Source organism: Campylobacter sp. JMF_06 NA1 (assembly GCF_027737785.1).
Classification (GTDB): domain Bacteria; phylum Campylobacterota; class Campylobacteria; order Campylobacterales; family Campylobacteraceae; genus Campylobacter_B.
The window spans coordinates 1-23,335 of record NZ_JAOVUA010000001.1; the positions used below are offsets into that span (position 1 = coordinate 1).

Annotated in this window: 23 protein-coding genes; 20 read left to right on the forward strand and 3 right to left on the reverse strand. The window is 39.4% G+C overall.

Annotation, left to right across the window (positions count from 1 at the left end; all coding sequences use genetic code 11):
• The 3 genes from OFO07_RS00005 to OFO07_RS00015 all read left to right on the forward strand — a co-directional run.
• The coding region (locus OFO07_RS00005; protein ID WP_270870495.1) for a YadA-like family protein at positions 1 to 2,154 on the forward strand (2,154 nt) is incomplete at its 5' end.
• Positions 2,155 to 2,216: 62 nt separating this feature from the next.
• Positions 2,217 to 2,996 (forward strand): OmpA family protein, encoded by a 780-nt coding sequence (locus tag OFO07_RS00010; protein ID WP_270859222.1) that lies wholly within the window; start codon positions 2,217 to 2,219, stop codon positions 2,994 to 2,996.
• Between the two features lie 47 nt (positions 2,997 to 3,043).
• Positions 3,044 to 3,772 carry a tetratricopeptide repeat protein gene (locus tag OFO07_RS00015; RefSeq protein WP_270866607.1) on the forward strand — a complete coding sequence of 243 codons (729 nt, stop codon included), beginning with the start codon at positions 3,044 to 3,046 and terminating at the stop codon, positions 3,770 to 3,772.
• 7 nt (positions 3,773 to 3,779) lie between these two features.
• Here the strand turns inward: OFO07_RS00015 and recO are convergent, their stop codons facing one another.
• Entirely contained in the window at positions 3,780 to 4,394 is a 615-nt protein-coding gene (gene recO, locus OFO07_RS00020) for a recombination protein RecO (RefSeq protein ID WP_270870496.1), read from the reverse strand.
• 86 nt (positions 4,395 to 4,480) lie between these two features.
• Between recO and accD the strand changes: the two genes are divergently transcribed.
• From accD to OFO07_RS00050, 6 genes are all read left to right on the forward strand, one after another.
• Positions 4,481 to 5,386, forward strand: coding sequence for an acetyl-CoA carboxylase, carboxyltransferase subunit beta (accD, locus tag OFO07_RS00025; RefSeq protein WP_270866609.1), 906 nt, complete (start codon positions 4,481 to 4,483; stop codon positions 5,384 to 5,386).
• Positions 5,386 to 5,838, forward strand: a complete 453-nt coding sequence (locus tag OFO07_RS00030; RefSeq protein WP_270862535.1) for a 23S rRNA (pseudouridine(1915)-N(3))-methyltransferase RlmH — start codon at positions 5,386 to 5,388, stop codon at positions 5,836 to 5,838. Before accD ends, OFO07_RS00030 begins: the two co-directional genes overlap by 1 nt.
• Entirely contained in the window at positions 5,813 to 6,202 is a 390-nt protein-coding gene (gene dksA, locus OFO07_RS00035) for an RNA polymerase-binding protein DksA (protein ID WP_270870029.1), read from the forward strand. The genes OFO07_RS00030 and dksA overlap by 26 nt, the downstream gene beginning before the upstream one ends.
• Before the next feature lie 2 nt (positions 6,203 to 6,204).
• Positions 6,205 to 7,206 (forward strand): LapA family protein, encoded by a 1,002-nt coding sequence (locus OFO07_RS00040; RefSeq protein ID WP_270866610.1) that lies wholly within the window; start codon positions 6,205 to 6,207, stop codon positions 7,204 to 7,206.
• Between the two features lie 63 nt (positions 7,207 to 7,269).
• On the forward strand, positions 7,270 to 8,196 hold the full coding sequence (locus OFO07_RS00045; protein ID WP_270870497.1) for a tRNA dihydrouridine synthase: 927 nt from the start codon (positions 7,270 to 7,272) through the stop codon (positions 8,194 to 8,196).
• Between the two features lie 273 nt (positions 8,197 to 8,469).
• Positions 8,470 to 9,291: a hypothetical protein gene (locus OFO07_RS00050; RefSeq protein ID WP_270870498.1), complete on the forward strand. Its 822-nt coding sequence runs from the start codon at positions 8,470 to 8,472 to the stop codon at positions 9,289 to 9,291.
• A 193-nt stretch (positions 9,292 to 9,484) separates the two neighbouring features.
• Here the strand turns inward: OFO07_RS00050 and OFO07_RS00055 are convergent, their stop codons facing one another.
• Positions 9,485 to 10,315: a prephenate dehydrogenase gene (locus OFO07_RS00055; RefSeq protein ID WP_270865337.1), complete on the reverse strand. Its 831-nt coding sequence runs from the start codon at positions 10,313 to 10,315 to the stop codon at positions 9,485 to 9,487.
• A 79-nt stretch (positions 10,316 to 10,394) separates the two neighbouring features.
• On the opposite strand from OFO07_RS00055, the gene bamA reads away from it, so the two are divergent.
• From bamA to ribD, 11 genes are all read left to right on the forward strand, one after another.
• A complete protein-coding gene (bamA, locus tag OFO07_RS00060; RefSeq protein WP_270870499.1) occupies positions 10,395 to 12,644 on the forward strand; it encodes an outer membrane protein assembly factor BamA in 2,250 nt (749 codons plus the stop codon).
• Positions 12,645 to 12,775: 131 nt separating this feature from the next.
• Entirely contained in the window at positions 12,776 to 14,155 is a 1,380-nt protein-coding gene (locus OFO07_RS00065; protein ID WP_270870500.1) for a M23 family metallopeptidase, read from the forward strand.
• Positions 14,156 to 14,203: 48 nt separating this feature from the next.
• Positions 14,204 to 15,088: a UDP-3-O-acyl-N-acetylglucosamine deacetylase gene (gene lpxC, locus OFO07_RS00070; protein ID WP_270859235.1), complete on the forward strand. Its 885-nt coding sequence runs from the start codon at positions 14,204 to 14,206 to the stop codon at positions 15,086 to 15,088.
• A 51-nt stretch (positions 15,089 to 15,139) separates the two neighbouring features.
• Positions 15,140 to 15,550, forward strand: coding sequence for a glycoprotease (locus OFO07_RS00075; RefSeq protein ID WP_270866613.1), 411 nt, complete (start codon positions 15,140 to 15,142; stop codon positions 15,548 to 15,550).
• Positions 15,551 to 15,558: 8 nt separating this feature from the next.
• Positions 15,559 to 16,440, forward strand: a complete 882-nt coding sequence (gene thrB / locus OFO07_RS00080; protein ID WP_270859237.1) for a homoserine kinase — start codon at positions 15,559 to 15,561, stop codon at positions 16,438 to 16,440.
• Between the two features lie 21 nt (positions 16,441 to 16,461).
• A complete protein-coding gene (locus tag OFO07_RS00085) occupies positions 16,462 to 16,680 on the forward strand; it encodes a hypothetical protein (RefSeq protein WP_270868165.1) in 219 nt (72 codons plus the stop codon).
• The gene (gene infB / locus OFO07_RS00090; protein ID WP_270870501.1) at positions 16,673 to 19,354 is read left to right on the forward strand and encodes a translation initiation factor IF-2; all 2,682 of its coding nucleotides are present in this window, start codon (positions 16,673 to 16,675) and stop codon (positions 19,352 to 19,354) included. Before OFO07_RS00085 ends, infB begins: the two co-directional genes overlap by 8 nt.
• A 9-nt stretch (positions 19,355 to 19,363) precedes the next feature.
• Positions 19,364 to 19,729: a 30S ribosome-binding factor RbfA gene (rbfA, locus tag OFO07_RS00095; RefSeq protein WP_270859239.1), complete on the forward strand. Its 366-nt coding sequence runs from the start codon at positions 19,364 to 19,366 to the stop codon at positions 19,727 to 19,729.
• Positions 19,722 to 20,141 (forward strand): ribosome maturation factor RimP, encoded by a 420-nt coding sequence (rimP, locus tag OFO07_RS00100; RefSeq protein ID WP_270870502.1) that lies wholly within the window; start codon positions 19,722 to 19,724, stop codon positions 20,139 to 20,141. The genes rbfA and rimP overlap by 8 nt, the downstream gene beginning before the upstream one ends.
• Positions 20,142 to 20,178: 37 nt before the next feature.
• Complete coding sequence (locus OFO07_RS00105; RefSeq protein ID WP_270870503.1) at positions 20,179 to 21,588, forward strand: tetratricopeptide repeat protein; 1,410 nt, start codon at positions 20,179 to 20,181, stop codon at positions 21,586 to 21,588.
• The gene (gene ribD, locus OFO07_RS00110; RefSeq protein ID WP_270870504.1) at positions 21,581 to 22,762 is read left to right on the forward strand and encodes a bifunctional diaminohydroxyphosphoribosylaminopyrimidine deaminase/5-amino-6-(5-phosphoribosylamino)uracil reductase RibD; all 1,182 of its coding nucleotides are present in this window, start codon (positions 21,581 to 21,583) and stop codon (positions 22,760 to 22,762) included. Before OFO07_RS00105 ends, ribD begins: the two co-directional genes overlap by 8 nt.
• 50 nt (positions 22,763 to 22,812) lie before the next feature.
• Here the strand turns inward: ribD and OFO07_RS00115 are convergent, their stop codons facing one another.
• Positions 22,813 to 23,328 (reverse strand): AAA family ATPase, encoded by a 516-nt coding sequence (locus OFO07_RS00115; RefSeq protein WP_270870505.1) that lies wholly within the window; start codon positions 23,326 to 23,328, stop codon positions 22,813 to 22,815.
• Positions 23,329 to 23,335 lie beyond the last annotated feature (7 nt).

Here is a 23,335-nt window from a genome sequence, read left to right on the forward strand (position 1 = left end):
GATGGTAAAGATGCCCAAATCACAGTAGCTAAGGGTAAAGATACGCTTGATAATAAAGAACCTGGTAGAATTATTTATAAAACTACAAATAACGAAGGTAATGAGATTACATTGCAAGTTGCTACTATGGAAGACGGCTTGAAATTCCAAGGCGATTATGACGGCGAAGTGGCTAAAAAACTAAATGAAAAACAAAATATCAAAGGTAACCACACAGCCGGTAAAGATAGCCTAACCAACGGCAATATCGGCGTTGTTAATGAGGGTGGCGATTTGATCATTAAACTCGCTCAAAATATTGACCTAGGAAAAGACGGAAGTGTTAAAGCTGGCGATACTACTATCAACAACGATGGTTTGACTATTGCAAATGGTCCAACTATAACCAAAAACAATGTTGATATGGGTGGAAATCAAATCCACAATGTAGCAAAAGGAACTGCCGATGATGACGCTGTCAATGTATCTCAACTAAAAGAAGTTGAAGGTAAAATCAAGGCTCCAAATACTGTTAGCTCAGAAAATGGCTCTGTAAAAATTGCTGAGACAACAAATGCTGACGGCGGCAAGAACTATGATTTGAAAGTAGCTACTAAACAAAATTCTGACGGTACTGTAAGTATGGTTACTTATGATGACAACGGCAAAGAAATCGATAGCCCAGTTCAAATCAAAAATGTTGCTCGTGGTGTTGATGGCACAGATGCGGTTAATGTCGATCAACTAAAAGCAGTCGAAGGTAAAATCAAGGCTCCAAATACAGTTTCTCTAAAAAATGGAGAACAAAATTTGGCTATGATTGAAACTAAAAATTCTGACGGCAGCACAAACTACGAATTGGCGTTAAATAAAGATATTACTTTGGATAAAGGTAGTATAAGTATTACTGGTGATAAAAACAATGTAAATATCACAGGCGATAAAGTAGATGTCGGCGGAAATAAAATAGAAAATGTTGCAGCTGGCACAGCTCCAACTGATGCAGTTAATGTATCTCAACTAAAAGAGCTAGTTGGTAACTACACTGTTGAAAACTACACCGATGAGGAAGGCAATACATTTAAAAATGTAGTTCAAACAAAAGATGAAAAAGGCAATACCGTAACACTAAAAACTTACAATGTCAAAGATAAAGGTGAGTATGTTACAAACAATGTCGTAACTGCGATTTCTAAGATGAACGAGCAAGGTATTAAATACTTCCATACAAATCAAGATGAAAATTTCAAACCAGAAGAACAAAGAAAGAATACTGTCGATTCATCAGCCAGTGGCGGACATGCGACAGCTATTGGTTATCAAGCAGACGCTAGTGGCAAATCATCATTAGCGGTTGGTGATAATGCAAATGCAAGCGGTGAGCAATCTATCGCTATTGGTAATGGCGCACAAGCTAGCGGAAAACAATCAATTTCAGTTGGAACTAGAAATATAGTAACAGGTAATAACTCTGGTGCGTTTGGTGATCCAAACACTGTCTCTGGAACTGGAAGCTACGCTATGGGTAATGATAATACCGTATCTACAAATGATACATTTGTAGTTGGTAACAATGTAACTAGCACAGTTGCAGACTCATTATTCCTAGGTAGCAGAACAGCTTATGTTGGCGAAGGCACTAGAAGTAAAGGCACAAACAACGCTTACACTAGCGCAAGCGTAACTGCTACAAATAAAGCAGGCGAGAAAGTGGTTATCGATATGAAGAAAAAATTTGCTGGTGGCAACCAAGTCAAAGGCGTAGTAAGCGTGGGTAATGCTGATGAAACTCGCCGTATCCAAAATGTCGCACCTGGTCTAATCGGACCAGACAGCACCGATGCAATCAACGGCTCACAACTATACTCTGCTATCGATGGTATCGCCGAGCATTTGGGTAACAACATAACAAATATCAATCAAAGAATTGATAATGTTAGAGATGAGGCTAGGGCTGGTGTCGCTTCTGCTATCGCTATCGGTAACTTGCCACAATCAACAATCCCTGGTAAGGGTATGCTAAGTGTAGGTACTGGTTATTATCAAGATGAGGGTGCTCTATCTATCGGTCTATCAAAAATGTCAGACAATGGTAAATGGGTATTTAAATCATCTATCTCAGTCGATACACAAGACAACATTGGCGCAGGCGCGTCTTTGGGCTTCCACTTCTAAGGTAGCCTAGTGCGAAACCGATGAATTTCGGTTTCGCTTTTTTTAAATTTAAAGGGTAAAAAATGAAAAAATCATTACTATCAGCTCTAAGTTTGGCTGGAATTTTATTTTTTAGTGGTTGCACCACTCATGTAAGCGACAATATCCCAGAAGATGGCGTCATGCAATGGGACGATGTGACTTTCCTAGATATGAACAAAACATGGATTGATGCTCCAACTCACCCAAATGCCGAAAATTTAGGCAAAGTAGAAAAGGGTATGAGCAAAGACCAAGTCTATTTCCTAATCGGTCATCCGCACCACCAAGAGGGCTTGTATGCGGTTAGAGAGTGGGATTATGTATTTAATTTGAAGAAAAAAGCTGGCGATCCTGATAAAATTTGCCAATTTAAAATCATCTACGACAAAGATTATCGCGTAGGAAGCACATTTTATAATCCAAAAGGTTGTGCTGATGTAGCCCCTGTGCAGCTACCGAACCAAAATGTCGAGCTAGAATCTGACTTTTTGTTTGACTTCGACAAAGATAATCTCAAAGCCGAAGGCCACGAAAAAATCGCAGCTGTCGCCAAAGATATCGATGTAAATATGGTAAGAAGCGTCAAGGTCTATGGTTACACTGATCCGCTAGGAAGCGACGCTTATAACAAAACTCTATCTCAACAACGCGCAAATATGGTCAAAAACGAGCTTATCGCAAATGGAATCCCAGCTAGCAAAATCCAAGCTATCGGCATGGGCGAAGCTGATCAGGTTAAATTCTGCCCAGGCGAAAAAGGTGCCGCGCTAAAAGAGTGCCTCAAACCAAATAGACGCGTCGTAATCAAAACTATTTATTAACAAATTTGGGCTAAGCTTAGCCCAAATTTCACTTCAAAGGGGTTAGTTTGAAAAAACTAATTTTAATCTTTTTATTTTTCTCAAATTTATTTGCTATCGAAGATACGAAATTTATCGCGTGCGAAAAGGGCGACGCGCAGGCGTGCTATGAGGTGGGACTTTTGCTTTATATGGGGCAAAGCACTGCCAAAGACGACGAGGGCGCGGTTTTGTTTTTTAAAAAAGCGTGCGATAAAAAGCACGATAATGCCTGCGTAGCTTACGCGCAAATGTTAGAAAACGGCCTTGGAATCAAGGCGGATAAAAACGCAGCCTTGAATTTATACGAAAACGGCTGTAAGCAAAAAAATGTCCTTTCGTGCAAAGGGGCTGAGAGATTGCACTCTGCTTCGAATAAAAACAAAAAAAGATTAAGTGAAATTCGCGCGTTTTTGTGCAAAAACGGCGAGGACGAATACTGCGAAAATGCCCTTGTAACGCTAGAAAACACAAAAGCCGTGGCAAGGCTGGATAATGACTGCAAAAACGGCAATAAAGATTCTTGCGAAACCTTGGTAAATTTGTATTTTAAAGCCCAAGGCACGCCTGAAAATATCCAATCAGCGATTTTTTACACAGATAGACTTTGCAAGCTAGATGTCGCGACTTCGTGCCGAAATTTAGCCATTATTTTCCAAGGTCAAAGCGATATTGAAGGGGCGAAAAACTACTACGCCAGAGCCTGCGCTATGGGTGATAAAATTTCATGCTCGGAGTATAAAAAGCTAAGTAAATAGCCGAAATTTAGAAGCCTTGAAGCGTGATAGCATACAGCCTTTCAACTGCGTCATCTTCTAAATTTAGCGAATTTTGACTTTGCAAAAATTCCAAAATTTCGTCCCAGTTAAAGCCTTTTTGGTGCAAACAATGCTCGTGAGCGGGCAAAAATCCGCGTGTGAGTGATACTGCGCCGCTAATCTCTTCATCACATAAAAAACAAAATGGCTCGCTGTGAAGCCTACCTTCAAATTCTAAAATTTTGGCGTAACTTTCGATAATTATTCGGCGTGGATTTTGGCGGCCAAAGCGCGAAGCAGCGGAATTTAAAAGCTCATAGTAAAATTTATCAAGCTCGTTTGCGTCTTTTAAATGTGCGCCCAGTAGCCTGATGAATTGCTGCCAAAAAATGAGTTTTTCTCTATTTGCGAGCCAGCCGTATCCTAGGTGCATGACATTGCTTAGGCGCGGGAGGAAATTTTGGTTTGAGACTAGCTCAAAATCTATTTTGTATCCTTGTGTGATATTTGGGTGTCTGGCACCATAAAAGCGATACGCGCGCACCAAGGCGTCAGCGCATAGCACATCTACTATACAATCTTCGTCTTTGATTTTTGTTACTTTTAATATAAATCCTTGCATAGTTGTATTCTAGCGAAATTTTAAATTTAAATAAAGAAAAATAGGTTAAAATTGAGAGTTTAATTTTGCAAAATTAAAGGAATATTATGAATTTTGGAGATTTGTTTTCAAAGATTCGTAGAGCCCAACCAGAAGCTTCTGAGGCACCTGCGCATTGGGTTAAGTGTCCTGGTTGTGCTTCTTTGATGTATTTTAAGGAGGTGGAACAAAACCACCATGTCTGTCCTAAATGTAACTATCACATGCGTTTTAGCGCAGATGAGCGAATCGCGCTAATCTGCGATGAAGGTTCGTTTGTAGAGTGCGATAAAACCCTCGAACCCGTTGATCCGCTTAAATTTGTTGATAAAAAATCATACAAAAAACGCATAAGCGAGGGGCAGGAAAAGACAGGCAGAACGAGTGCTGTCGTCGCTGGCGAGGCCAAAATTTCAAAACAACCTGTGCAATTGGTCGTTTTTGATTTTAATTTTATGGGCGGAAGCCTTGGCTCAGTAGAGGGCGAAAAAATCGTGCGAGCCGTCAAACGCGCGCTTGATAAAAAGCAAGCCTTGATTATCGTATCAGCTAGCGGTGGAGCTAGAATGCAAGAAAGCACATATTCGCTAATGCAAATGAGCAAAACTTCGGCTGCGCTTAAAATTTTAAGCGAAAACAAAATTCCATTTATCTCTGTTTTGACAGATCCTACGATGGGCGGAGTTAGTGCGTCGTTTGCGTGGCTAGGTGATATTATCATTGCTGAACCGGGTGCATTGATTGGCTTTGCTGGTCAAAGGGTCATCAAACAAACAATCGGAGCAGATTTGCCAGAGGGTTTCCAACGCTCAGAATTTTTGCTAGAACATGGATTAATCGACGCTATCGTGCCAAGAGCGCAAATGCGTCAGTATCTAAGCGATATGGTAAATATGCTAACAAATACCCCAGTCCAACTCGATGATAGTAGCGATGAGGGGCTATTTGATACGCACGGCGAAGAAGACGAATAGTGCAGATTATCGTTAATTCTATACAAAAAGGCACCGACGAATTTGCGAGCGAGTTAAACGAGTATCGCAAAATGTCGGCTAAATTTGCTAGCATAAAAGATGAAATTTTCTTTAACGCTAGTATCGCAAAGGCTCAGACGATTGATAGAGCCAGCGCACTTAGGGCGTATGACGAGGTTTATATGCCTAGATTAAAAGGTTATAATATCGCCCTTGATGAGAGGGGCGAAGAGCTTGATAGTATGGAATTTGCTAAAATTTTAGACGGGAAAAATTTGGTTTCATTTTTCATAGGCGGTGCTTACGGGCTAAGCGATGATTTTAAGGGCAAATGCGATAAAATCATCAGCCTAACAAAGCTAACTTTGGCACATAAAATTGCAAAGCTTATGCTCTTTGAGCAAATTTTTCGTGCGCTTTGTATAAATGCAAATCATCCATATCATAAGTGAGGGTAAAATGAAAAAAAGTGAGTTGAAAATTTACAAAAAACTTTTAGAAGAAAGAAAAGCCGAGCTAAGCGCTAATATCAACAGCGCGACAAAAGATATCGAAGAGCTTAGAGAGCACGGAGCGACAGATGAGATTGATGTAGCTAGCATGGATACGGATTTGACGATTGAGTATTCGATTGGGCTAAAACAAAGAGAGAGCCTAAATAAAATAGTCTCTGCGCTAGAACGCATTGAAAACGGCACTTATGGCGAGTGTTTGGAGTGTGGCGAGCCAATCAGCCCAGAAAGGCTAAAAGTCCGCCCAGAATCAAGACTATGTATTTCTTGCAAAGAACTTGCCGAAAAAGCACAAAGGAGATAATGATGAAGGCAAAACAATTTTTTGTATATTCAGTGATATATATCGGTATCATCGCAGCTGTGATTTTTACGCAAGAAAGCGCGAGCTACACCCTAAGCGTGCTTGGATACTCTCTCACACTGCCTGTGGCTGTGTGGGTGGTGCTGCCATTAGCTTTGTATATGATACTTGCACTTTGTCATTTGGGCTTTTATGGTTTTATGGTTTATCGCAAAAACCGCGCTATACAAAAAGATGTAAGCTCGTATGATGAGATGACAAAAGAGGTTTTATTAGGGCTTGAAACAAATAGAAACTTCAAAACAGAGTTTTTCAAAGATCCAAGCGATATAACTAAAATTTTATCTCCATGGTATGATAGTAGCGAGCTTGATATCAAAAACGAAAGCCTAAAAGAGATAGTTGATGTCGTCGAAAAGGTAAAAAACGGCGAGGTCGTGGATTTGAAAAAATACAAACTCCCTAAATCAAACGGTATGTTTTTGCAAAACGAGCTAAACCGCCTTGACGCTGAGCCTGATTATGCGCGCGAAATTTTAAAAACAAAGGGCGTTTATAACGATCAAATCACCAAAAAAGCATATAAAATTTTAGTCGATAAGGGCGATTATAGCGCGATTAAAACCTATAAAGAATTCCAAGACACCGACGATATCAAGCGTATCGTAGAAAGAGCTGCTGATGAGAGCGAGTTTGAGGTTAGTAGCGAGGAGCTGTTTAATCTCATAAATAGCGATAAATTCAGCGACAAAGACTTCATTTATTTTGCCAAAAAGCTCAAAGACCACCTAAATCCGGAGCAATACAGAACCTTTTTTGAAAGGCTCAAAAACCAAAATTCAAGCGCGACAGAGGCGTATTTGTATGCGCTATATGAGCTTGGTATGATTGATGAGCTAAGAGAGCAACTTCACATGAGCGATGGCGACGAATTTGATAAATTCCAAATTTTGCTATTTTTACGCGACAATGGCAAATCAGTGCCAGCTTCGCTGATATTCTAAATTTCGGGGCGCAAATTTGCAAATTTTGTAAATTTGCAAATTTGCGCCATTTTTACACAATCAATGAATTTAAATAAATTTTTCGAGACAAAACCGCTTTTTTTGGCGCCTTTGGCTGGGTTTTCAGATCCGCCACTGCGCGGTGTGGTGAAAAAATTCGGCGCTGATGCGACGATAAGCGAGATGATTAGCGCAAATGCGCTGGTGTTTGAAAACGACAAAACCCTAAAAATGCTAGAAAAAAACGAAGCAGAAGAGCCGTTTTTCGTCCAAATCGCTGGAAGCGACGAGGAAGTGATAAAAAAGGCGGTTTTGATTTTGAATAAATTTGACGGATTTTGCGGGATTGATCTCAACTGCGGCTGCCCTGTGCCAAAGGTCGTGAAGCAAAACTCAGGCTCGGCGCTTTTGCTGGATTTGGACAAGATAGCCCGAATTTTAGAAATCATCAAAACCCACTCAAACAAAAAATTCGTAAGCGCGAAAGTTAGGCTTGGCTTTGCTAGCGTGGATATCGAAAATATCGCGCGCGCGGCGGAGCGAGGTGGGGCTGATTTTATCGCGGTGCATGGGCGCACGAGGGCTGGTGGATACAGCGCGCAGGTCGATTACGACGCAATCGCGCAGGCAAAAGGTGCCGTGCAAATCCCACTCATCGCCAACGGCGACATTAGCTCGCAAAATGCCGAATTTGTGCGAGGCACGACCGGCGCAGACGGGCTTATGATAGGCAGGGCAAGTATCGGGCACCCGTGGGTTTTCGCTGAGATTAAGCAGGGGCAAAGTGCGAGCGCAGAGCTGAAAAAAGAGATTATTTTGGAGCATTTTGCGCAGATGATAGCGCACTATGGGGCGCACGGCGTGGCGATTTTCCGCAAACACCTGCACGAATACTCCAAGGGCTACGCAAACGCTAGCGCATTTCGCGAAGAGATAAATCACATAGAAAATGCAAATTTAATGCGAGATAAAATTTTGGAGTTTTTTTAAATTTTGGTTTTTTGTCGTTGCGAGATGACGCGCTCATCGTGCAATCCAGTAAAATTCGAAGCAAAATTTAATCTAAATTTATCATTGAACGAAGTTTTGAAATTTTACAACAACACTAACCTTGAATTTTAAATTTGTGGCAATGAATTTAAAGAATTAAATTTGGTGCCACAAAAACAGAAATAGTTTAAATTTGTAAATTTAAAAATTCAGTATCAACGATACTGACCGAGATTTTATAAAAAGGATTAAATTTGGAAAATTTAGATTTTTGTGAAAAAAGGGGATATTATGACAAACAACCAAATAAGAAATTTTTTTCTTGTGATTTTATTATTAATGCTTATATATTTCGTAGCTTGGTTTAGTGGATTGACTTATGCAATCGGTGCTAAACTTGAAGCAAAAGGTCATAACTATGCCGTTTTGGGTAAATATTACGAGAACAGAATAGAAAAAGAAATTGATGTTTCCAAACAAGGCAATAAATTTGAAATGAACATTTCAGTAGCTGATAGTGGGTTTTATAGATTTGGGCTTGGTTACGATGATAGGGCAGAATTTAGAGAAAAATATAATAAAATTTATAATGAACTATGGAAAAAGTATCACACTGATAAAAAAAATCCATATTCAATAGATAAAAAATACACTTATGAAGAATATCAAAAAGAAGAGTGCGAAAAATTACCATTAATGAGAATATACGGTCGTAATTACCATAGCTCAGATTATGCTTTGGAGTGCAAACCAAGCCAAATAATTTTAAAATTTCATATTATCTCGCACGATGAAAAAAATATTATAAAGCAATATACTGACGGAATAAACGAAGATATGTATGCAGTTTTAGATTACAATAGAACATATCCATTTGAATTTGTATGTGATACAACAAAAGTTTCACACCATAATCGCTTAACCGCAAAAGTTTTTTCAAAAAAATGTTTTGCAGTAGGACTTTATAAGGGAGATTATAAAATTATAGTGGAAACTTTAAGCCATACACCAGAAACGGCAGAAATTTTAACTCTTTTCTTAGCCGAAAGAGATAATTATGGAAAAATGAATGAATTTGAAAATAAAGTGCCGTAGGGTGAGTATCCTTGCCCACCGAATTTTATATTTTTATCTAATTTCATTATTTTTAATCCTTTAATTAACCATTGCAGTGAGAAAAAATAACCAAAATATTACAACCGCGTCATTGCGAGCCTAGCGTTGCAATCTAGTAAAATTTAGATAAATTTCAAACTCGTAGATTGCTTGCGCGACAAATCAGGCAAATTTACAAAATCTCGCGCAGTGTCCTTGCGCTGTGCATCCAGCTATCTAGCTCGCTCCACTTTTCGTTTTCTATCATATCGGTGCAAATTTGAAGCTCTTTTTTGAAAGACTCTATTGATTTTAACAAATTTTCTTTGTTTTGTTTGAAGATATCGACCCACATTTCAGGGCTTGATTTGGCGATTCTTGCCATGCCAGTGAAGCTTCCGCCGGCTAAATTTATGATATTTCGGCGATTTTCCTCTTTTAAGACGCTATTTACGAGCGAGTAGCTAATCGCGTGTGGCAGGTGCGAGATGAGCCCCACATGGTGGTCGTGGCTGAGCGCGTCCATAAAGACAATTTTCATACCCGCAAACGAAAAAATTTCAACCGCGCGTTTGACATGTATTTCATCGGCGTTGTTATCGTCGCAGATGACGACTACTGCGCCGTTTAGTAGCTCTGAAAACGCCGCGCTTGGGCCTGAGTTTTCCGTGCCTGCCATAGGGTGAGCGGCGATGAAATTTCCTCTAATCTCTGGCGGGCAACTTTGCAAAATTTTAAATTTCGTGCTTCCTAAATCGATGATTGTGGTTTCCTTACGCGCGTCTTTTAGCTGGGCTAGCGTCGTGATAATCGCCTCGACTGGGATTGCTAGAAAAATCACATCGCATTTTTGCTTCATTTCCTCGATACTTAAAATTTCATGCACCAGCCCCAGTTCCAAGGCCTCTTTTTCGTTTTCCCTAGAAATATCATATCCGCTAACCGTGCTAATAATCTTTGATTTTTTCATACAAAGCCCGAGCGAGCCACCTATCAAACCTAAGCCTATAATGCCTATTTTCATAATTTTCCTTTGTAAATTCTTTTTGATTAATTTTAATATGCTATTATACGCAATTATTTTCATTTCTAGGTAAAATTTTATGAGAAAAAGTTTGTTTTTATTATTAGGTGGGGTTTCTGTTGCTTGCGCAGCGCAAATCCAAACTATTAAATTCGAGGGTTTAAAACACCTATCTCCGCAAGTTGCAGCTGCTATTTCTGGCCTACAAATAGGCGATCAAATCACAGGCGAAAATACAAACCGAGCGATCTCAAATCTCTTTGCTCAGGGCTATTTCGAAGATGTGTATATCAGCGAACAGGGCGGAAATGTAACAATTAGCGTAAAAGAAAAACCAAGCGTGGCCAAAGTCGATATCAAAAATGTCGTTACAAACGACCAAGACGCTATCAAAAATCTAATCGGACTTCGCCCAGGACAGGTCTATGATGAGGTTTTGGCAAAAAACGCTGCCGCTAGAATCAAGCAATTTTACGAAGTAAAGGGCTTTTTTGACACTGTTGTCGAAGTTACCCCAAAACCGCTTGATAGCGAAGGAAACGCCGTGCATGTCATAGTCGATGTCAATAGAGGCGAAAATATCATCATCGAAAAGGTAAATTTGATCGGCGCTAAAAAGCTAGATTATGATGATATCGAACCAGCTGTTTCAAACAAACAACGCGAAGTATTTGGCTGGCTATGGGGCTTTAACGACGGACAGCTAAAAGCTAATGAGTTGCCAAACGACGCAAATAGAATCCAAGAAGAATACTACAAAAAAGGCTACCTTGATGCTAGGGTATCTGCCCCAATCGTAAATGCCGATACTGGCGATTATACCGCGGATTTGACATATTATGTAACAGAGGGCGAGCGTTATAAGGTCAGCAGTATAGATATCGACTGCCCAGAAAATGTAACTATGGATAAAGAAAAGGTCATAAGCGATCTAAAACTCGAAAAGGGCGATACGATGAATTCGGACTGGATGCGTCGTGATATCCAAAAAATCGAAACCTTAGTCGCCGATCAAGGATATGCTTATGTCAAGGTCGTCCCGCAAACCGATCAAGACAGAGAGGCTAAAACCATAGGCATAACTTATAAAATCATACCTGAAAATAAAGTTTATATCAGAAATGTAACAATCTCTGGCAACGACAAAACAGAAGATAAAGTCGTTAGACGCGAAATGTATCTAACTGAGGGAAATTTATTTAGCAGAACCGATTACGCTGATTCTATCGCGGCTCTTAAACGCACGGGATATTTCGAAAATGTCGAAATCAAAGAAACTAGGGTGAGCGACGATCAGCTAGATTTAGAAGTCGTAGTCCAAGAAACCCCAACCGGCTCGATTACAGGCGGTATCGGATATGGTAGCGATGATGGATTGCTACTAAGTGGTGGAATTAGCGATAGAAATGTCTTTGGAACAGGACTAAGTGGCTCAGTATCGGTAGAAAAATCAGATGATAAATTAAGCGGTAGAGTAAGCCTTACAAATCCTAGAATTTTCGATTCAGAATACAGCCTAGGTGGTATGGTCTTTGCTAATGACTATGATTGGGACGATTACGAGGAGAAATCTTATGGATTTGCTTTGACGCTTGGCAGAAAGCTAGGACGAAATTTAAGCGCAAGTCTGACATACTACCTAGAAAAGACAGAAATCGAAGGGCTAAACGAATACTACGCAGCCGCTGGTTATCGTAACCACGAAAGCATAAAAAGCTCGATTACACCGGCACTTACATACAATAGCACAGATGATTACTATCTGCCACGAAGCGGTATCATAGCCACAGCTAGCCTAGAATACGCTGGACTTGGCGGAGATATCGAATTTACCAAAGCCAAAGGAAGCTTTAATTACTACTTTGGATTGCGTGATTATATCGATTACGATTTGATTTTCCGCTACAAAGCTGCGGCTGGATATGTTTGGGATAGAGGCGATCCGCTTCCAATCAACGAAAAACTATTCCTAGGTGGTATTAGGACGGTGAGAGGATATAATTCTAGATCTATTCCGCGTAAAGAAATTTGCGTAGCCAATGGTAGCTGCCGTTATGTCGAAACCGGCGGTATGCAAAGCTTCAACAACTCGGTCGAGCTAAGCTTCCCGCTAATCGATCGTATGAAAATGCGCCTTGTAACATTTTTCGATTATGGTATGATAGGCGACAATGACTGGAACGAGGAAGAGCGATATAGCGCAGGTGCTGGTATCGAGTGGCTCACACCGATGGGGCCGTTGCAGCTGTATTTCACAAAACCGCTTAACGAAAAACCACACGATAAAACAAATAGTTTCGAATTTAGCATTGGAGCTAGATTTAACTAAAATTTGGCGTAAATTTTGGGTAAATTTCACTTTTACCCAAAATTTAGCCTTAATGAAATTTAACCAATCCTTTACTTACGATTTACAAAAACTCAGTAAAATCAGGCTTTAATTTAAAATCAAGGTAATTTATGTATAGAAATCGAAGCAGAATAAATCCTAAAATTTTCATTTTTTTAATACTAACTTTGGCGATAGCTTATGGAGTTTTTCATTTTTTAACCTCGCCTAAATTTGAACAAAATCCCCCTAAAATCGAAATTGCAGATGAAATTTACTGGAATTTAATCTCGCCTTTGAAGGTTAAAATTTCAGATGACACAGGCGTAAAATCAATAAAAGTAAGCCTAAATGACGGGGAAAATTTAATTCCGCTAAAAGATGAAGAGTATGGCATAAGCCAAAAAGAGCTAGAAATTGCAGTTGAATTTCCAAAAAATTTAATCCTAAACAAAGATAAAAAATACAAACTACACATCGAAGCTGGCGATATTAGCGCGTGGAATTTCACCAAAGGCAACAAAATCGATAAAGTCGTAAATATAATCATCGACAACAAAAAACCTTTGATAAATTTGGTAGCAAATTCGTATAAAATCACCAAAGGCGGCTCGGCTGTGGTTGTTTTCAGCGCTAGCGATGAAATGCTAGATGAGGTTTTTATCCGCACAAACTACGGCAAAATTTTCAAAGCTACGCCGTTTGTTAAAGAAGGTTATTACGCTTCGCTTGTGGCCTGGCCGGCAAACGAAGATGAATTTCGCGCCGAAATCGTAGCAACCGACAAGGCTGGCAATGTCAGCTCGTCGCAGATTCGCTACTTTTACAGCGATAAAAAATACAAAGTCTCGCAAATCAAACTTAGCGAAAATTTTCTCTCAGGCAAGGTTAGCGATCTAGCCAGCCAACATGCGCAAAATTTCAACTCTATGAGCGATTTGGATAAATTTAAATTTGTAAATGAGACTTTGCGCGAACAAAACGCCAAGGATCTGCACGCATTTACGAGCAGGGTGCATGAGGATATGATAAGCGAGTTTTCGCTTCATCCGTTTTATCCGCTTGCAAAGGGCGCTGCGGTAGCGAGTTTCGCCGATCACAGGCTGTTTTTCTTAAACAGCGAGCAAGTTAGCGAGAGTTGGCACATGGGGCTTGATCTTGCTAGCGTGGCAAATGCAGATATTAAAGAGAGTAATTATGGCGTGGTCGTGTTCTTGCAAGATAATGGAATTTATGGCCTAAATTTGGGCGTTTATTATGGTTTTGGAGTTTATGGCGTGTATGCGCACTGCTCGAATTCAGCCCTTAGCGTGGGCGATCAGGTCAAACCAAACGATATCTTAGCCCAAACTGGCGCTACTGGCTTTGCCTTTGGCGATCATTTGCACTTTGGTATAGTGGTTCAGGGTGTGGAAGTAAGGCCGGAGGAGTGGATGGATCCGAAGTGGATCAAGGATAATGTGAGCGATGTGCTCGAAAGTGCGAAAAAAGTTATCGAAAAAGGAAAATAAATTTCAAATTTTTCGCTATAATGCAAAAATTAATGAAATGAGGGAAAAATGAGACAAAGAACAATAGCTAAAAAAGTCCATAGTGTCGGTATCGGATTGCATAAAGGTGAGCCAATCAGACTTACATTGGAGCCTTTGGAAGCAGGTAGCGGAATAGTATTTTATAGAAGCGACCTTGGAATTAGTTTTAAAGCAACGCCCCAAAATGTCGTAAATACCCAAATGGCCACTGTCGTGGGCAACGAAAAGGGCTATGTCTCTACGATAGAGCACCTAATGAGCGCGATTTCAAGCTATGGAATCGACAATATCCGAATTATCGTCGATGCGAACGAAATCCCTGTAATGGACGGAAGCTCGGCGAGTTTTTGTATGCTTTTGGACGAGGCTGGGATCAAAGAGCTAGATACGAATAAAAAAGTCATTATCATCAAACGCGATGTCGAGGTCAAAGAGGGCGATAAATTCGTCCGCCTAAGCCCAAGTGCAAGGCCTAAATTTGATTATACGATTAAATTTGCAAATCCGATTATCGGCACACAGCACCATGTCTTTGAATTTAGCAAAAAAGCATATATTAAAGAAATTTCTAGGGCTAGAACATTTGGATTTTTAAAAGATGTTCAAGCACTTCGTTCTATGGGCTTAGCACTTGGTGGAAGCCTAGAAAATGCCGTCGTAATCGACGATAATAAAATTTTAAACCCAGAGGGTTTGCGCTATGAAAACGAATTTGTCCGCCATAAAATTTTAGACGCTATTGGCGATTTGGCACTTAGTGGAGCGCCTATTTTGGGCGATTACACATCATTTGCTGGAAGCCATGATTTAAATCACAAGCTCACCGAGGCTGTTTTTAGCGACGCTAAAAATTATGAATTAGTCGAGCTAAACGCACAAATCGTAAGAGAGTATCAAAAAGCTTTCGCGTAAGGGCAAATCATCAAAGAAATCAGCGTTTTAGTCGTAGCACTCACTTCGCCCGTGCTTGTCGGTATTTACGAGAAAAATGACAAAATTTTAGAATTTTCTAGCGCGCCAGGGCAAAAAGCCGATGAATTTTTGGTAGAAAAATTTTCTCAAATTTTAAAAGAGTATAAAATTTCAGAGCTTATCTATGCGAACACACCCGGCTCTTTTATGGGTATAAAAGTTAGCTTTGTAATGCTAAAAACGCTTAGTATCGCCCTAAATTTGCCACTTTACGCGGTCAGTGGATTTGAGCTAAATGGATTTTTGCCAATCAGGGCGAACAAGGCATTTTCATACATTTACGAAAATGGCGAGATAAAAATGGCAAAATTAGAGCCTGCTCCTATGAAATTACCGCAAAATTTATCAACTTTAAATAAAAGCAATGATATACTACCAAATTACATTATTGATGCAGTTTAGGAGAAAATTTGATTATAAAAATTCCCGCCACCAGCGCAAATTTGGGACCAGGCTTCGACGCACTAGGACTTAGTTTAGAGCTTTTTAACGAAGTAGAGATTTGCGAAAACAGCTTTCATTGTATCTCGTTAAACGGATATGGAAGCGAAAAGGCGTGGCTTAAAAAAAATAATGCGTTTTTAAACATTTTCCGCGAAATTTATACCAAACTAGGCGGAAATCCAAACCAAAATTTCAAAATTTCATTTCAAAACAATATCCCATTTTCGCGCGGTCTTGGAAGCTCGTCGGCTGTGATAGTCGGAGCAATCGCGGCAGCGTATTATATGCGCGGATTTAGCGTGGATAGGGGCAAAATTTTAAATCTCGCCCTAGAATACGAAAACCACCCTGACAATATCGCCCCAGCGACTTATGGCGGGTTTGTTTCGAGCATAACTTCTGGCAAAAATGTCTATTCGCAAAAGTGCGAGATCGATGCTGATATCAAGGCTATCGTCGTTATCCCAGATACGCCAATGCCTACAAACGAATCTCGTGGAAAATTGCCTAAGAGTTTTACTATCAAAGATTGTGTGAGCAACCTTTCACACGCTGCGTTTTTGACGGCGTGTTTTATGAAAAAAGATTATGATAGCCTAAGGCTTGCTTGTGTGGATAAAATGCACGAGGAGGTGCGTATGAGTGCGCTACCTGAGCTATTTAGCGTGCGCGAAGTGGCTTACGCAAATGGCGCGATTATGAGTTCGCTTAGCGGTAGTGGCTCGACATTTTTAAATTTAGCCCATGCTGGCGACGCGCAAAAGATAAAAAATGCGCTGGCGGATAAATTTAAAAATTTCAAGGTAGAAATTTTAAATATAGATAATAACGGCTTTAATATTAGCTAAGAAAAAGTAAGATATAATTTTATGAATAAACCGATAAGAATGTGCGTTATTTGTAGAGGTAGATTTGCTAAGGCGGGGCTTAATGCCTTTGTGCAAAATTTCAAAAAAGAAAATTCAAAACGGCAATTTTATATTTGCAATCAATGTATAAATCAAAAAGAAAAAATTATTAAATATTTATCAAAATTTAGAAAATATGAAAATTTTGAGATTATTAAGGAGAGGGTTTTAAATGGCTGAGGGAGTTAAAATCAGTGACATCGCGGCTGAGCTTGGATACGCAAGCAAAGACATCATCGAAAAAGCGCAAGAAATGGGCTATACTAAGGTCAAAACCGCGTCAAACAAGGTAAGCAACGAAGAAGCAGCGGCTATATATGAGTATATTCAAACAGGAATTTTGCCAGAGTCTTTAAAGCCAAAATCCAGTGCTAAAAAAGCTCCTGCGAAGCCAAAAAAGCAGAGCGAAACCAAAAAAGATGAGCCTAAAAAAACTCAGAGCAAAAAAACAGAGCCAAAGGTTGAAAATTCTCAAAGCAAAGAGCCAAAGTCTGAGCCAAAGGCGCAAAAATCTGAGCCAAAAGAGGAAAAGCTGCACTCTCAACCAAAAAGCGAAACGAAAATCGAAGCAAAAGCCGAAGTTAAAACCGAGCCAAAATCCAAGCCCGAAGCGCAAACCCCTCAAATAAATAGTGGCGAGAGCCTAGCTAGCGAGAGTTTGCAAAAGCGCCGTGGTTTGGTGATAGTCAAAAAGAAAAAAGACACCGAAGCACCAAAGGTGGAAAAACCAAGCGAAAGCCGCGAAAAGGTAAGTGCTAGCTTGGAGGCGATTTTTTCGAACGCTGAGCTAAATTTGAAAAAGAAAAAAGCCGAAAAGAAAAAAATCGCTGTCTCTAAAAAAGAAGATACCCAAAAAATAGATTTGGTTAGCGACCACGAACTAGCCGACATAGTCATCGATGATGATGAAGATATGGTAGTTTTGCCGGATCTCACCGTTAAGCCTATTCAAGTCGAAAACAAAACAAAAACCAAAAATCAACCAAATATCTACAAAGGTTCGCAAACGCAGTTTTACGGGAACGATACGGGTATTAGCCGAGGAAGTCGCAAAAAACATAAAAAAGTCGTCAAAAAAGATGATGAGCAGAGCGTAACTTCTGTAAATATCCCAAAAGAAATTCGTGTTTATGAATTTGCCGAAAAAATCAAAAAACAGCCTAGCGAAATCATTTCAAAGCTATTTTTGCTTGGTATGATGACGACTAAAAACGACTTTTTGGATGAAGATGCAATTGAAATTTTGGCAGAAGAATTTGGCATTGAAGTAAATATCGTAAATGAAGCCGAAGAATTCGACTATGTCAAGGCTTACGAAGATGAGATCGTAGAAGAAAATTTAACTACAAGAGTGCCAGTAATTACCATTATGGGGCATGTCGATCACGGAAAGACTAGTTTGCTTGATTTCATTAGAAATTCACGCGTCGTAAGTGGCGAAGCAGGTGGTATCACCCAACATGTGGGTGCGTATATGGTCGAGAAAAATGGACGAAATATCACATTTATCGATACCCCGGGACACGAAGCATTTACATCTATGCGTGCTAGGGGTGCAGAAGTTACCGACATTGTTATCATCGTGGTTGCGGCAGATGACGGCGTAAAACCACAAACAAAAGAAGCCGTAAATCACGCCAAAGCTGCCGGTGTGCCGATAATCATCGCTATCAATAAAATGGATAAAGAAAACGCAAATCCTGATTTGGTAAAAACAGGTCTAGCAGAGCTTGATATAATGCCGACCGAGTGGGGCGGAAGCTATGAATTTGTGCCGATTTCGGCTAAAACAGGTATGGGAATTGAGGATTTGCTTGAAATCGTCTTGCTTCAAGCCGATTTGCTTGAATTAAAAGCCGATAAAACTCGCCAAGCAAAAGCCACTATCATCGAAAGTTCGCTTCAAAAGGGTCGTGGTCCTGTCGCCACCGTCATTGTCCAAAACGGCACACTAAAAGTGGGTGATACGGTAGTTGCGGGTGTGGCGTATGGAAAGGTTAGGGCTCTAAATGATGATAAAGGCAAAAAGCTAAGCTCGATTGCTCCGGGTGAGTGTGGCGTTATCATCGGTCTTAGCGAAGTCCCAGAAGCCGGAGAAACGCTAATTGGCGTTGGAAGCGATAAAGAAGCAAGAGAGTATGCGAGCCGAATTTACGAACACCAACGCCAAAAAGAGCTATCTAAATCGACAAAGGTTACAATCGACGAGCTAAGCGCAAAAATCGCAGAAGGCGAGTTAAAATCGCTTCCTGTTATCGTAAAAGCCGATGTGGTGGGTTCTCTTGAAGCCATTAAGGCAAGTTTAGAAAAACTTCGCAACGACGAAGTTAAGGTAAATATTATACACTCAGGCGTTGGCGGTATCACGCAAAACGATGTGGGTTTGGCAAGTGCGAGTGAAAACTGCGTGATTTTGGGCTTTAATATCAGACCTACTGGCGAAGTCAAAGAAAAAGCCAAAGAACGCGGTGTAGAGATAAAAACTTACAATGTCATTTATAACTTGCTTGACGATGTTAAGGCGATTTTGGGCGGATTAATGAGCCCGATTATCAGAGAAGAAGACCTTGGTCAAGCTGAAATTCGCCAAGTCATCAATGTGCCAAAAATCGGACAAATCGCAGGCTGTATGGTTACAGAAGGCTCGATTCAAAGGGGAGCTAAAATCCGCGTTATCCGCGACGGAGTGGTGGTTTTCGAAGGAAACATAAGCTCACTTAAACGCTTTAAAGATGACGCAAAAGAGGTTGCTAAGGGCTTCGAGTGTGGTGTCGGTATCGACGGATACAACGATATGCGCGTTGGGGATTTCATCGAAAGCTTCAAAGAAAAAGAAGAACAAGCCACGCTATAAAGGTGATTTATGAACGCTCACGAAGTAAGACGACTACGAACCGCAAGTGTCCTAAAAGAGCTGATTCCACAGGCTTTATCGCAGCTTGATGATGAGTTTTTGCACGGGCTTTGCGTAACCGATGTCGAGTGCAAAAGAGGACGCTATGACGCCTTTGTATATCTCGATAAAATGGGCTTAGACGAAAGGGAGCAAGAGCTAATCTTAGCAAAACTCAAAAAAGTAAGCCGTTTTATCCAAAACCACTGTATGGAAGCAGAAGGCTGGTTTCGCTCACCTGCGCTTCACTTCAAATTCGACGATAGGCTCGAATACCAAAACAAAATGGACGATTTGTTTGAAAAAATTAGTAAGGATTTAAATAAAAATGGTTGATTTAAACGCCCTTGCCAGCGAGTGTGGGCTGGAATTTTACGATTGCGAAACAGCTAGCGAAAACGGCAAAACGATTTATAGAGTTTTTGTGACTAAAACTGGTGGCGTGAGCTTAGAAGACTGCGAAAGACTAAGTCGCATTTTATCTCCGATTTTCGATGTCGAACCGCCTGTTAGCGGGGAGTATTTTTTAGAAGTATCGAGTCCTGGGTTGGAGAGAAAACTAAGCAAGGCTGAACATTTTAGCAAAAGTATTGGCGAGTTAGTTAAAATAACTACGAGCGAAAAAGATAAAATTTGCGGAAAAATCCTTAAATTCGAAGATGAAAATTTATTTTTAGCTACTACTGACGGCGAAATTTGCATTAAATTTAGCGATATAAAAAAGGCGAAAACTTATATTGAGTGGTAAAATTCTTTCAAATTTAAATCGAATTTCAAGGCAATAAATGAAAAAATTTATTTATCTTTTTGTTATTGTATTTTTTTTCTTTTTAAGTTATGAAAAACAAAGAATTATTTTTTGTTATTTAGGTGACACTGCATCGTGCCATAATGTCGGCTACTGCAATGAAATTGGCGATAACAACACAAAAATAAATTTAGAAAAAGCAAAAAAATATTATGAAAAAGCCTGCCAAAAAGATTTTATGCCAAGTTGTAATAATCTAGGCTTGATTATGCAAAATGAAAATAAAATCACACAAGCAAGAGAGTATTTTGAAAAAACATGTGATTTGGGCGAGGTGAGGGCTTGCAATAGCTTGCGGGCTAGTTATTTTCAAAATGAGCCAAAGGAAATATACAAATCCGCCAAAATATCGGCTCATACTTGCGATAAATTTAACGAACCAACTGGATGTCTTTTTGCGGGATTGCTTTATATTGGTGCAGACGATGTGCTAGAAAAGGACAAAGTCGATTTAAAAAAGGGTGCATATTATCTAGGCAAGGGTTGCGATTTAGACCAAAACGAAAGTTGCTATCAACTAGGGGATTTTTATCGCACAAATAAAGAGCTCGAAAAATCAAATAAATATTTCAAAAAAGGCTGTGATTTAAATCACACTATAAGCTGTGCGGCTTTAATTGTTAATTACAGCATAGAGAAGCCAAGAGATAATGAGAAAATTACAAAATATGCGGAAAAAATATGCGAATTAAACGAGTCGTTTGTTTGCTATCTTTCAGGGATGATTTACATGGGATTAGATAAAACAATCAAAATCCCAATTGACACTGCCAAAGGCAAAAATTACCTAAAAAAGGGCTGTGCAGGCGAAAATAATGAAAGCTGTTATTATCTAGGAAGAATTTACGCTTACGATGAGAAAAATTACGAAAAAGGCAATAAATACTATAAAAAAGCTTGTGATTTAAATAACAGCAATGCTTGCAATTCGATTGGTTTTCACTACGAAAATGGATTTGGTTTTGAAATAAATTTAAAAGAAGCGTATAAATATTATAAAAAAGCGTGTGAAAATCTTAAAAATAATTACGGTTGTGGAAGTTTAGGATATTTATATTTGGTCGGAAATATGGCGGGTGATGTTATAAATTCGCCCGAATTTTATGAGAAAAGTTGCAAATTTAATGACGGCGAAAATTGTGCAAATTTAGAAAATTTTCTTAAAAACTATGATTTTATTGATAGAGATTATAACAAAGCAAAAGAACTTTTAGAGTATTCTTGTGATGAAAAAGTGCCACAAAGTTGCGGTGTTTTGGGAACTATGTATGAATTTGGAAAAGGCGCTTCGCAAGATATTTTTGTGGCAAAGGAAAATTATAAAAAAGCGTGCGATTTGGGTTATAAGCTTGGTTGTGACGAGCTAAAAAGATTGGAAAATGACTGACGAATTTTATATGAATTTGGCTGTGCAAGAGGCGTGGCGGTATCAGATTTTGACATTTCCAAACCCTGCTGTGGGGTGCGTGGTAGCGGATATGCACGGCAAAATTTTAAGCATAAATTCTCATAAAAAGGCAGGTTTCTTACACGCCGAAGCAAACGCCGTTTTTGTCGCACTTTGCGAGATAAGCGATGAATTTTTAAATAAATTTTTGCAAATTTACGAAAGCGAATTTGGCGTAAATTTTATGCAAATTTTAAACGGTAGCGAAAATTTTATTTACGGCGATTTTTTTGATAAAAATTTGCAGAATTTGGGCGAGAAATCACGCATTGCAAATAAAATTTTGGAATTTAAAAATTTAAATGCGAATTTCGTTTATGAATTTATCACGCAAAATCACGGCAATTTGCTTAAAAATGCCACCGCTTTTGTTACGCTTGAACCCTGCGCCCATATCGGCAAAACGCCATCATGCGCGAATTTGCTTAAAAATTTAGGCTTTAAAAAAGTCGTAATCGGCGTGGCGGATTTAAACGAAAAAGCTAGTGGCGGCGGCGAAATTTTAGTGCAAAACGGCGTAGAAGTGGAATTTGGCGTTTTGAAAAATGAGTGCGACGCACTTTTAAAGCCGTTTTTGCAGTGGCAAAATGGCGGAAATTTTAGCTTTTTTAAACTAGCTTTCTCGGCAAACGGCGTGATTACGGGCGAAATTTCAAATGCCAAATCTCGCACATTTTCGCACTATTTAAGAAGCGTTTGCGACAGCTTGATGATTGGCGGAAATACCGTGCGCGCAGACCGCCCGAAGCTCGATACTAGGCTGATTTTAAGCTGGAAAAACCCAGATATTTTTATCTATTCTAGGCAACGAGAGTTTGACAAAACTATCCCGCTTTTTGGCGTTGCAGGTCGCAAAGTAGCTATCACAAATGATTTGCAAACAGCGTTAAATTCGGGCTTAGTGATGATTGAAGGCGGGGAAAATTTGCTAAATGAAATCGCTAAAAGCGTAAATTTATTTCTGTTTTTCCGCTCAAATTCGCTCAAAAACGGGCAAAATTTCAGAAGCGATTTGAAATTCAGGCCACTTTTCACAAGCAAATTTGATAATGATGAATTTGGCTGGTATGAGTTAGAAATCCAAGAAAAAAAAGAAAAAAATGAACAATATTGAAAAAGCACTTTGGTATTTTTTGTTTTGCGAATACCTAAATCCGAGTAAATTTAAAGCTTACTTATAGTTTTTTCATAATCATCATCAATCAAAACGATTTTCTCGCCGTTGTTTAAAAAGCCCTTTATAAAATTTTGATTATCCGCTTTTAAATTTTCTTTTGTGCAGGTCGTATCATCAAGCCTATTTTCTATATCACAGCTATGTTTTTTGATTTTATCAAAATTTTCATCGATAAATTTATCGCTCATCGCTAGGGCTATAAAACGAATTTGGCGCAAATATTTTTCACTAAAATTGCTCCGCCAAGAAAACGGCACATAACAACCTTCGATAATCAAATTTTGCCCATTTTCTATGGCGGTTTTGATTATTTCACGCACGATTTGCCACAGATAGGGCGTTAGTGCTTCATCGTCATTTGGAGTGAGATTTGTATTTTTTGAGCGAATTAGCCCCATTTTTAGGTGATCGATTGAAAAATACGGAAATTTATACTTTTCCAATAATCTTTGTGCCAAAAGCGTTTTTCCCGTATGCGAAGCGCCTGTTATGAGTATAACCATTTTTTGC

Coding starts and splice junctions, on each gene's coding strand:
- OFO07_RS00010 (WP_270859222.1), top strand. CDS start 2,217: ATGAAAAAATCATTACTATCAGCTCTAAGTTTGGCTGGAATTTTATTT.
- recO (WP_270870496.1), bottom strand. CDS start 4,394: ATGCAAGGATTTATATTAAAAGTAACAAAAATCAAAGACGAAGATTGT.
- accD (WP_270866609.1), top strand. CDS start 4,481: ATGAATTTTGGAGATTTGTTTTCAAAGATTCGTAGAGCCCAACCAGAA.
- dksA (WP_270870029.1), top strand. CDS start 5,813: ATGCAAATCATCCATATCATAAGTGAGGGTAAAATGAAAAAAAGTGAG.
- OFO07_RS00040 (WP_270866610.1), top strand. CDS start 6,205: ATGAAGGCAAAACAATTTTTTGTATATTCAGTGATATATATCGGTATC.
- OFO07_RS00045 (WP_270870497.1), top strand. CDS start 7,270: ATGAATTTAAATAAATTTTTCGAGACAAAACCGCTTTTTTTGGCGCCT.
- OFO07_RS00055 (WP_270865337.1), bottom strand. CDS start 10,315: ATGAAAATAGGCATTATAGGCTTAGGTTTGATAGGTGGCTCGCTCGGG.
- bamA (WP_270870499.1), top strand. CDS start 10,395: ATGAGAAAAAGTTTGTTTTTATTATTAGGTGGGGTTTCTGTTGCTTGC.
- OFO07_RS00065 (WP_270870500.1), top strand. CDS start 12,776: ATGTATAGAAATCGAAGCAGAATAAATCCTAAAATTTTCATTTTTTTA.
- lpxC (WP_270859235.1), top strand. CDS start 14,204: ATGAGACAAAGAACAATAGCTAAAAAAGTCCATAGTGTCGGTATCGGA.
- OFO07_RS00085 (WP_270868165.1), top strand. CDS start 16,462: ATGAATAAACCGATAAGAATGTGCGTTATTTGTAGAGGTAGATTTGCT.
- infB (WP_270870501.1), top strand. CDS start 16,673: ATGGCTGAGGGAGTTAAAATCAGTGACATCGCGGCTGAGCTTGGATAC.
- rbfA (WP_270859239.1), top strand. CDS start 19,364: ATGAACGCTCACGAAGTAAGACGACTACGAACCGCAAGTGTCCTAAAA.
- rimP (WP_270870502.1), top strand. CDS start 19,722: ATGGTTGATTTAAACGCCCTTGCCAGCGAGTGTGGGCTGGAATTTTAC.
- OFO07_RS00105 (WP_270870503.1), top strand. CDS start 20,179: ATGAAAAAATTTATTTATCTTTTTGTTATTGTATTTTTTTTCTTTTTA.
- ribD (WP_270870504.1), top strand. CDS start 21,581: ATGACTGACGAATTTTATATGAATTTGGCTGTGCAAGAGGCGTGGCGG.
- OFO07_RS00115 (WP_270870505.1), bottom strand. CDS start 23,328: ATGGTTATACTCATAACAGGCGCTTCGCATACGGGAAAAACGCTTTTG.